The following is a 607-nucleotide window of genomic DNA, read 5'->3' on the forward strand; positions in this document are numbered from 1 at the left end:
GGGCGACGCGCTGGCGCCGGGTCGCCCGGCCCGGCCAGGGCGATCGGGGCGACCGGGCCGCGTGGTGGAATGTGCGCATGTCCTCGACTGCCGGGTTCCGTCGCGTGAGCGTGCGGCCGGCCGTGACGGACGCCGCGGTGGGTGTGGTCGTCTCGGGCGTTCTGTTGGCCGGGGTGGCGCGGCCGGGCTTTCCGCTGTTACGGGACTGGGTGGCCACACCGACGCCGCCGCTGTCGGACGCGGCGCTCGGGTTGGGGGAGTCGGCGGCGCGGGCGGTTCCGCAGGACGTGGCGGTGGCGTGGGCGACCCGGGCGTTGGATGCGGTCGGGCTCCCGATGTGGCCGTTGACGGGTCTGCTCACGGCGGTGTTCTGCGTGTGGCTGGCGGTCGCGGCGGGTGCGCTCGTGCGGAGGGTGTTGCCCGGAGAGAGCGCCACGGGGGTGTGGGCGCGCTTAGCGGCGGTGGTGGGCGCGGTGTGGAATCCGTTCGTGGTGGAGCGGCTCCTCCAGGGCCATTGGTCGTTGCTGGCGGGGGCCGCGGCGGTGGTGTCGATGCCGGTTCTGCTCGCGCGCGGTCGGCCCCGGGGGGCCGCGGCGTGCGCCGCGCT

Annotated in this window: 1 pseudogene; it reads left to right on the forward strand. The window is 76.4% G+C overall.

The features are described from left to right. Nucleotides 1–77: 77 nt before the first annotated feature. Nucleotides 78–607: pseudogene (locus HMPREF3086_RS02690) on the forward strand (hypothetical protein); the annotation flags it as partial.

It is taken from the genome of Dietzia sp. HMSC21D01 (assembly GCF_001815995.1).
In the GTDB taxonomy this organism is placed as follows: Bacteria; Actinomycetota; Actinomycetes; order Mycobacteriales; family Mycobacteriaceae; genus Dietzia; species Dietzia cinnamea.